This window comes from Streptomyces sp. (assembly GCF_031178505.1).
Lineage (GTDB): Bacteria > Actinomycetota > Actinomycetes > Streptomycetales > Streptomycetaceae > Streptomyces > Streptomyces gulbargensis.
In genome coordinates this window covers 1-8,424 of record NZ_JAPSIW010000257.1, presented here as the reverse complement: position 1 = coordinate 8,424, position 8,424 = coordinate 1, and the positions used below count along the sequence as shown (strand labels likewise).

At 75.9% G+C, this 8,424-nt stretch carries 7 protein-coding genes, 1 tRNA gene and 2 pseudogenes; 9 read left to right on the top strand and 1 reads right to left on the bottom strand.

The genetic code is table 11. The features are described 5' to 3' along the window. The 3 genes and pseudogenes from RIF68_RS18250 to RIF68_RS18240 form a co-directional block, all read left to right on the top strand. Positions 1 to 1,301: pseudogene (locus tag RIF68_RS18250) on the top strand (ABC transporter permease); the annotation flags it as partial. 121 nt (positions 1,302 to 1,422) lie between these two features. Beyond that, positions 1,423 to 2,796 (top strand): diacylglycerol kinase family protein, encoded by a 1,374-nt coding sequence (locus RIF68_RS18245; protein ID WP_309052333.1) that lies wholly within the window; start codon positions 1,423 to 1,425, stop codon positions 2,794 to 2,796. Beyond that, the gene (locus RIF68_RS18240; RefSeq protein WP_309052332.1) at positions 2,793 to 3,503 is read left to right on the top strand and encodes a phosphatase PAP2 family protein; all 711 of its coding nucleotides are present in this window, start codon (positions 2,793 to 2,795) and stop codon (positions 3,501 to 3,503) included. The genes RIF68_RS18245 and RIF68_RS18240 overlap by 4 nt, the downstream gene beginning before the upstream one ends. A 50-nt stretch (positions 3,504 to 3,553) precedes the next feature. On the opposite strand, the gene RIF68_RS18235 is transcribed toward RIF68_RS18240, so the two are convergent. Then, positions 3,554 to 4,489 (bottom strand): sigma-70 family RNA polymerase sigma factor, encoded by a 936-nt coding sequence (locus tag RIF68_RS18235; protein ID WP_309052334.1) that lies wholly within the window; start codon positions 4,487 to 4,489, stop codon positions 3,554 to 3,556. A 227-nt stretch (positions 4,490 to 4,716) separates the two neighbouring features. On the opposite strand from RIF68_RS18235, the gene RIF68_RS18230 reads away from it, so the two are divergent. The 6 genes and pseudogenes from RIF68_RS18230 to RIF68_RS18205 all read left to right on the top strand — a co-directional run. Next, positions 4,717 to 5,199, top strand: coding sequence for a rhodanese-like domain-containing protein (locus tag RIF68_RS18230; protein WP_309052331.1), 483 nt, complete (start codon positions 4,717 to 4,719; stop codon positions 5,197 to 5,199). Positions 5,200 to 5,252: 53 nt separating this feature from the next. Further along, positions 5,253 to 5,326: transfer RNA gene (locus RIF68_RS18225), tRNA-Met, on the top strand. 138 nt (positions 5,327 to 5,464) lie between these two features. Continuing rightward, positions 5,465 to 6,205: a MerR family transcriptional regulator gene (locus tag RIF68_RS18220; protein ID WP_309052330.1), complete on the top strand. Its 741-nt coding sequence runs from the start codon at positions 5,465 to 5,467 to the stop codon at positions 6,203 to 6,205. Positions 6,206 to 6,319: 114 nt separating this feature from the next. Further along, on the top strand, positions 6,320 to 6,841 hold the full coding sequence (locus RIF68_RS18215; RefSeq protein WP_309052329.1) for a hypothetical protein: 522 nt from the start codon (positions 6,320 to 6,322) through the stop codon (positions 6,839 to 6,841). 117 nt (positions 6,842 to 6,958) lie between these two features. Next, entirely contained in the window at positions 6,959 to 8,176 is a 1,218-nt protein-coding gene (locus RIF68_RS18210) for a PLP-dependent cysteine synthase family protein (protein WP_309052328.1), read from the top strand. Beyond that, positions 8,173 to 8,424, top strand: a pseudogene (locus RIF68_RS18205) (MFS transporter); the annotation flags it as partial. The gene RIF68_RS18210 and the pseudogene RIF68_RS18205, both read left to right, overlap by 4 nt.

Sequence of the window (8,424 nt, the reverse complement as noted above, 5' to 3'; positions counted from 1 at the left end):
AGGCGGCGGTGGTGGCCGCCGACCTCCTCCCGGGCCGGAACGGGTCCGGAACCCGGCCGCGCGCCACCGCACGGGGCAGGTGGCTGCCGCGGCTGGCCGTGGTGTGCCCCCTCGCGGTCGTCCTGGCAGTGCGGGGCCCCGACCTCTTCGCACCGGACACCGCGCTGCGCACGCTCACCAGCTGGACGGGCATCGCCCTCACGGTCCTGACCCTCCCGGCCGCCCTCGCGACCGTCACCGCGAAGGCCGGACATCTGCTGGCCCGCCGGGGGCGGGCGTCCGGTCTGCCCGGGACGCTCGTGGCGGGCCGCCGTACGGCCGCCCACCCCGGCGGAACCGCCCGCCTCGTCACCGGCGTCTCGGTCGCGCTCATCGTCTTCATGCAGGCCGTCGCGTGGCAGGGGCTGTTCGGCACGCAGACCGCCGAGGCGAGGCGGAGCCTCGACCGTGTCGGCCGGAGCCTGGTCACCGTCGGCATCCGCGGGGAGACACCCGCCTCCGCCGTGGCCGCTTTCCTCGCCGGCGTGCCCGGCACGCGAGCCGTCCTGCTGACACCGCCCGGCGACCGGGGCACCGCTTCGACCCTGCACGGCGACTGCGCCGCCCTGACCGCCCTGCGCCTGCCCTGCCCCGCCCGGGAGACGCGTGTCGACGGCCCCCCGGCGGACCCGAGGCTGCGCGAGCTGCTCCGGTGGACCCCCCGCCCCGACACGGCGCTCGTCCTCCGCCGGACCGACGCCCGGACACTGGCGGAACGCGCCGCGTCCGACGACGGCGGCGCGACCCTCGCCGTTCTGCGGCCCGACGGGAAATCCCTCTCCGTACCCGCCCTCAAGCGGTGGTCGCACGAGGTGTTCCCGCGCGGCGCGGTCGTCCGGACGCCGGGCGAGGACCAGCTCACCGCGGGCGTCCCCAACCGTGACCAGGGCCGCTGGAGCGCCCTGTTCGGCATGGCCGGCATCGCGGTGCTCGCCCTCACCACCGGCCTCGCCGCCATGGCGGAGTTCCTGCGCCAGGGCCGCGCCCTCGCCCCCCTGGCCGTCCTCACCGGAGGGCTGCGCGTCTTCCGTACGAGCGCGGCCTGGTCGGTGCTCGCCCCGCTCGCCGTCGCCGCGACCGCGGGTACCGCCGTCGCCGCCGCGCTCGCGGCTCCGGTCGGTGCGCACGGCGAGTCCTCCGTCACCGGTGAGCTGATCGCGGCGACGATCGGCGTGGTATTCGTGGTCGGTGCGTTCCTGTGGGTCTGGGCCTCCCGTGTCGCCGTCCGGCAGGCCCGGAGGTGGCGCCCCGGCGGGGAGTGACGCCCACACGCTCCATGTGCGTCCGGGGGCCGCGCGGACCGGCCGCGGGTGAGGGCCGGGTGCGGTCCCATCCGCACGGCGGTGCGGGGGCGTGGGCGAACCTGGAGGGTGGAGGTGGCGGGTGAGTACGGTGACGGCGCGCGGTCCCGGTGATCCGGCGGGGACGGCCCGGAGACTGGCCCGGTGCGCGCTGGCGGCCGCGGGTGGTGCCGTGGTGGTGCTGCTGGCGGCGCTGGGCAGCGTGGGTTTCCTGATACTGCTGAGCGGTCTGGCGGGGCTCGCCGCCGCGGCCGTCGGGCTGTGGTGGTTCGTCGCGCACCGCGGCCTCCTGCGGCTGCTGGGGGCGGTTCTGGCGGTCGGGTCGCCCGCCGCGGTCCTCGCCCTGTACGTCCTCGGCGGCGTGTGGGTGGTCGCCCTCGTCTCGCTCGCCCTGTGGGCCGTGGCCCTCGGCTGCGCCCGGTCCGCGCTGCGCCGGCCCGGCGAGGGGCCCAGGACGGTCCGGGGCGTGCCCGCGCGGCGGCCCCTGCGGCCGGTGCTCATCATGAACCCGAAGTCGGGCGGCGGGAAGGTCGGCCGGTTCGGGCTCGTCGAGCGGGCGGAGAAGCTCGGCGCCCGCGTGATCCTCATCGATCCGGAGCGGGAGAACGACGTCGAGGCGCTGGCGCGCGGCGCCGTCGCCGAAGGGGCCGACCTGCTCGGCGTGGCCGGTGGCGACGGTACGCAGGCGCTGGTCGCCGCCGTGGCCGCCGAGCACGACCTGCCGTTCCTGGTGATCTCGGCGGGCACCCGCAACCACTTCGCCCTGGACCTGGGGCTCGACCGCACCGACCCCGCCGCCTGCCTGGACGCCCTGACCGACGGCGAGGAACTCCGTGTGGACCTGGGCTCCGTCTCCGGCCGGCCGTTCGTGAACACGGTCTCCTTCGGCGTGTACGCGGACGTCGTCCAGCACCCGGAGTACCGGGACGCCAAGGCGGGCACCGCCATCGAGCTGCTCCCGGACCTCCTCCAGGGCGGGGCGGGCGCGCGGCTCGACGCGCGGGCCGACGGCAAGCGGCTTCCTGCGCAGCAGGCGCTCCTCGTCAGCAACAACCCCTACGCCACCCCCGATCCGTTCGCGCCGGGCGCCGCCCAGCGGCCACGGCTCGACGGCGGCCGGCTCGGGGTCATCGGCATCCGGGTGGAAGGTGCGGTCCAGGCCGCCGAACTCGCCGTCCGGGGCACCCAGTCGGAGGCCCTGAACGTCCTGACGGCCCGGCGGGTCGAGGTCACCGGGAACGGCACCGCCGACGGCACCGGCAGCATCGCCGTCGCCGTGGACGGTGAGGCGCTGAACCTCCCGACACCCGTGGTGTGCGTGCTGCGTCCCCGCGCTCTGCGGGTACGTGTACCGCGCGACCGGCCGGGGACCACGCCCCCGCCGCCGCCCCTGGACTGGCGGCGGATCCTCCGGCTCGCGCTCGGCAACCCACCCTCGGCAAGGAGCGGCGCATGACGGACCCGAAGACCCACGGCCACGGCGGCCAGGACCCCGACCCCCGTCCCGGGTACGGCGGACAGGCCCCCGACCCCGGCTCCGGGTACGCCGGGGGGCGGCGGAAGGAGGCCCAGGGCTGGGCCGGGACCGCGCGGGCGGTCCTGCGGGACCTGCGGGCCGTGGACGGCGCCGTGTACGCGGCCGTGGCCGGCACCGCCACCCCGACGCTCGACGCGGCCCTGCGCCGGCTCTCCACCGCCGCCGACCACTCCAAGATCTCCTTCTCGGTCGCCGCGCTCCTGGCCCTCGCCCCCGGCCGGCCCCGCCGGGCCGCGCTCGTGGGCGCCGGGGCCGTCGCCGTCGCCTCCGCCTCTGCCAACCTGCTGGGCAAGCGTCTCGTCCGCAGGCCCCGCCCCGACCGCGAGGCGGCCCGGGTGGTGGCGGGCCGGCACGTGCCCATGCCCGACTCCGCCTCGTTCCCCTCCGGGCACACCGCCTCGGCGGTCGCCTTCGCCACGGCCGTGGGCGCCACGCTGCCCCCGGCGGCGGCGCCGCTGTGGGCCCTCGCGACGGCGGTGGCGTACTCCCGCGTCCACACGGGCGTCCACTACCCCGGCGACGTCGCCGCGGGCGCCGTCCTGGGCGTCGCCAGCGCCGCCGCCTCCCTGACGGCGGTCGCCTCCTGGACGGCGGCCCGGGGCGCGGGAGGAGCCGGCTCCCGCTGACCCCCGCGCGGCCGCCCCGGAGCCGTACGGGACCGGCCCGGCCCCACCGCTCAGCTCGCCCGCGCCAGGTCCTCCTCCGTGAACGGGAGCGCGGCGAGGCGGGCCGGGTCGGCGAGGACCTGGAGGCCGACGACGCGGTCCCCGGCGATGGTGAACGACAGCATCGAGCCGGGCCGCCCGTCGACGACCGACAGGAAGCCGGGCGCGCCGTTGACGACGACCGGCAGGACCGCGTGGCGGAACTTCGAGTACGTGACGGCCTGCGCGATGACGGCCTCGGCGCCCCGTACCAGCCGGGAGGCCGCGAGGCCGCCGCTGTCGGCCCGCAGCACCACGTCCGGGTCGAGGACGGCGAGCAGGCCCTCGAAGTCACCGGCGTTCGCGGCGGCCCGGAAGGCGTCGGCGATCTCCCGCTGGCGCCGGGCGTCCGGCCCCGGCCCGGGGGAGGCGTCCTGCACCCGGCGGCGGGCCCGGCTGGCGAGCTGGCGGGTGGCGGCCGGGCTGCGGTCCACGATCCGCGCGATCTCGTCGAAGGAGACGGCGAACATGTCGTGCAGCACGAAAGCGAGCCGCTCCGCCGGTGACAGGGTCTCCAGGACGATCAGCAGCGCGAGGCCGACGGACTCGGTGAGTTCCGCCGCGCGCTCCGGGTCGGTGGTGTCGGCGGCCCGGACCACGGGGTCGGGGACGTGGAACTCCAGCGGGTCCTCGCGGCGCGAGCCGCGCGAGCGCAGCATGTCCAGGCAGACGCGGCCGACCACCGTCGTGAGCCAGCCGCTGAGGTTGGTGACCCCGCTCACATCGCTGCGGCTGAGCTTGAACCAGGTCTCCTGCACGGCGTCCTCGGCCTCGCTCAGCGAGCCCAGCATCCGGTACGCCACGGCCCGCAGGTGCCGCCGGTCGGCCTCGAACCGCAGGGCCAGCGCCTCCTCGTGCCCGCCTCCGTGCCCGGGCCGGCCGCCCGGGCCACCCACCGCCGTACCCATGCGCTCATCCATCCCTCGGACTCCCCCTCCGTGTCCCGTCATGCGTCATGACGGATCGAAACCCGTGGATGTGACACGGCCCCGGGAAGACCCGCGCATCCCTGCCAGGTCCGTTCCGTGAGATCCACGCCGCTCCGCGTCGAACGCCCGGGAATCCCCGGCCGGAGCCGCCGACCGCCGGGGAACGCTTCTTCAGGCCCGTGCTCAGCATCCGTAGATTGATCACCATGACGACGACAACGCCGCAGGTCAATGCCGTTCTCCGCACCCCGCCGGCCTCCCCGGCCGCCGCGGTGGCCCACTTCTCCGCGAGCCTCGCCTTCCACGCGGACGTCTCCGACGTGGCCGCCGCGCTCGCCGACGGCGGCGACCCCGGCTTCGTCCTCCTGGACTCCCGCTCGACCGCCTCCTGGGACCAGGGCCACATCCCCGGCGCGGTCCACCTGCCGACCGCGCTCATCCCCGAGCAGGCCGAGCGGCTCCTCGACAAGGCCGTCCCCGTCGTCACGTACTGCTGGGGCCCCGGCTGCAACGGTGCCACGCGCGCCGCGCTCGCCCTCGCGCAGCTCGGTTTCCAGGTGAAGGAGATGCTCGGCGGCTTCGAGTACTGGGCCCGGGAGGGCTTCCCGTACGAGACCTGGGAGGGCCCCGCGCGGCAGGCCCCGGACACCCTCACGGCACCGGCGGAATCCGCCGACTGCGGGTGCTGACGGAAACCGATTTCCGTGTTCGCTCCTCCATGCCGTAGTGTGGTGTTCACCGACGCGGGGTGGAGCAGCTCGGTAGCTCGCTGGGCTCATAACCCAGAGGTCGCAGGTTCAAATCCTGTCCCCGCTACTCAGTAGCCCGAAGGCCCGGATCCGGAAACGGATCCGGGCCTTCGGCGTTCCGTGCCCGCCCTGCGCCGGCCGCTCGAAGAGAACCGCCCGAGCGGCGTTTGACCTTTACGCAACGTCAAGTTCTAGCGTCTCCGTCATGGAGTGGTCGATCCAGGAGATCGCCAGGAAGGCCGGTACCACCAGCCGTACGCTCCGCCACTACGGCGAGCTGGGGCTGCTGGAACCGAGCCGGATCGGCGCGAACGGTTACCGGTACTACGACCAGGCGTCGCTCGTGCGGCTGCAGCGCATCCTGCTCCTGAGGGAGCTGGGCCTGTCGCTGCCCGCGATCGCCGAGGTCCTCGAAGGGCAGCGGGACACCCCCGCCGCCCTCCGTACCCACCTGCGCCTGCTGGAGCGGGAACGGGAGCGCATCGGCCGGCAGATCGAGGCCGTGCGGACCACTCTCCACAGAACCGAGAGAGGAGAGGAACTGATGGCGGAGGAAGTCTTCGACGGCTTCGACCACACGCGGTACGAGGCGGAGGTCACCGAACGCTGGGGCCGGGACGCGTACGAGCGGGGGGACCGCTGGTGGCGGTCGCTGAGCGACGCGGAGAAGAAGGCGTTCATGGACGAGCAGAAGGACATCGCCCGCGGCTTCGCGGCGGCGGCGCGGGCCGGACTCGCCGCGGACTCCGCGGAGGTGCAGGCGCTCGCCCGGCGGCACTGCGACTGGCTGTCGGCCACGACGGCGCCGAGCAAGGAGTACGTGATCGGCCTCGGCCAGATGTACGTCGACGACCCGCGTTTCACGGCCAACTACGACCGGCACGGCGAGGGCACGGCGATCCTGGTGCGGGACGCGCTGAAGGTCTTCGCCGAGCGCAACCTGTAGCGACCGTCCCGAAGTAAACGCTGGCCGGAACAGGGCCCGTCCCTTTGCCCGCCACCAGGCGCGCGCCGTAGTCTCGCGCGCACCATGAGTGACGGGACCGGTGGGGCGGACCGCGTGGCGATCACGCGGGGACAGGCAGGACGGCGGGCGCCCGCCCTCCTGCTGCTGCTCACGGTGCTCGCCCTCTTCGCCGGGATCTGCCACGGGGCGCACGGCCACGCGCTCCCGGCCGCCCTTCCACCCTCGGTTCCGGCCCACGTCGCGGCCGCCGCAGCCGCCGACCGGGCCCCCGGCGCCTTCCCCGTCACGGCTGCCGGACCCGGCGCCCGGGCCACCGCCCCCGTCACGGCTGCCGTCCACTCCGGGGCGCCCGCCCCCTCCGCGTCCCCCGTGCCCGGGACGCCCACGCACGGCTGTCACGAGGGCGGCGACGGCGGGCTGCCGCACGACGTCCATCTGCCGGCGGCGCAGACTCCCGCCGGCCCCCAGCTCACCGCCCCGGACACGGCCGGAGCGCCGCTCGTCGCGCACGACGCGCTGTTCCCCGCCGTCCCGCGCGCCCGCGTACGGGACCGGGCGGGCCCCGGGCCCGCGCCCGGGCACCTGCTCATCGCCCTCGGAGTGAACCGGAACTGAGCCCTGCCGCCGTACGACCACTGGGGCGCCCCCTCGGGTCGCCCCGGGCGCCGCGCGTACGGCCCCGGACACGGCAAGGCTTCCTTCCGGCGTACTCACTCCAAGGACGTACCCCCCATGACCCTGCCCCTGTACCCGCCGCCGCCCGGCATCGCCGGTCAGACCGTCGGCAACACGCCCGTCCTGTGGACGGACGACGGCTACTGGGCCAAGCTCGAAGGCTTCAATTTCGGCGGCATCAAGGACCGCGCCGCCCTCCACATGGTCGAACAGGCCCGGCGGCGCGGGCAGCTGCGCCCCGGCGCGCCCATCGTCGAGTCGACCTCCGGCACCCTCGGTCTGGGACTCGCCCTCGCGGGCGTCCTCCACGGCCACCCCGTGCACGTCGTCACCGACCCCGGCCTCGAACCGATCGTCGAGCGGATGCTCGTCGCCCACGGGGCCCGCGTCCACGTCGTGCCCGAGCCCAGTCCGCACGGCGGCTGGCAGCAGGCGCGGAAGGACCGGGTCGCCGAACTGCTCGCCGACCTCGACGGGGCCTGGTGCCCCGACCAGTACGGGAACCCCGACAACCCCGGTGCCTACACCGGGCTCGCCGCCGAACTCTCCGACCAGCTCGACCGGATCGACGTGCTGGTCTGCGCGGTCGGCACCGGCGGCCACTCGGCCGGCATCGCCCGCGCGCTGCGCGCCACCAGCAGCCCGGCCCTGGAACTGGTCGGCGTCGACTCCGTGAACTCCACCGTCTTCGGCCTTCCGGCCGGCGAGCGGCTCATGCGGGGCCTCGGCTCCTCCATCCACCCGGCGAACGTGGACCACGCGGCCTTCGACGAGGTCCACTGGGTCGGCCCGGCGGAGGCCGTGCGGTCGGCCCGCCGCCTGGCCGCGCGCCAGTTCGCGACCGGCGGCTGGAGCGTGGGCGCGGTCGCGCTGGTCGCGGGGTGGCTCGCCCGGACCCGGCCGCGCGGGACCCGGATCGCGGCCGTCTTCCCGGACGGGCCGCAGCGGTACTTCGACACCGTCTTCAACGACGAGTTCTGCGCGGCGCACGGCCTCCTCGACGGCCCGGTGCGCGAGGAGCCGGCGCCGTACGTGAGCGCCGAGCGCGTCGACGGCTGGACGCGCAGGGTCCTGAACCGGGCGGAGCGGCGGGCCCACGGGGCCGCGCGGCCGCACCCGCCGGCGGTCCTGGGCCCCCGGACCCCCGGTGTCTGCGGTACGGACCGGGGCCCTGGCCCGCGCGACACCGACCGTGCCACCGGCCGGTCCGGTCTCCCGGGTCTCCCCGGTCCCTCCGGCGCGGACCGGGCCGGACGGACGGGGCGGACCCGTTGAGCGCCACCGCCGCGCCGCCCAAGGGCGGCATCTGGAAGCAGAGCCGTTCCTTCGAACCGGCCGTCCGGCTGCTGTTCCTCAACCAGCTCACCATCAACCTCGGCTTCTACATGCTCATGCCCTTCCTGGCCGCGCACCTCGCGGACGGTCTCGGCATGGCGGCCTGGGCGGTGGGGCTGGTCCTCGGCGCCCGCAACCTCTCCCAGCAGGGCATGTTCCTGGTCGGCGGCGCGCTCGCCGACCGGCTC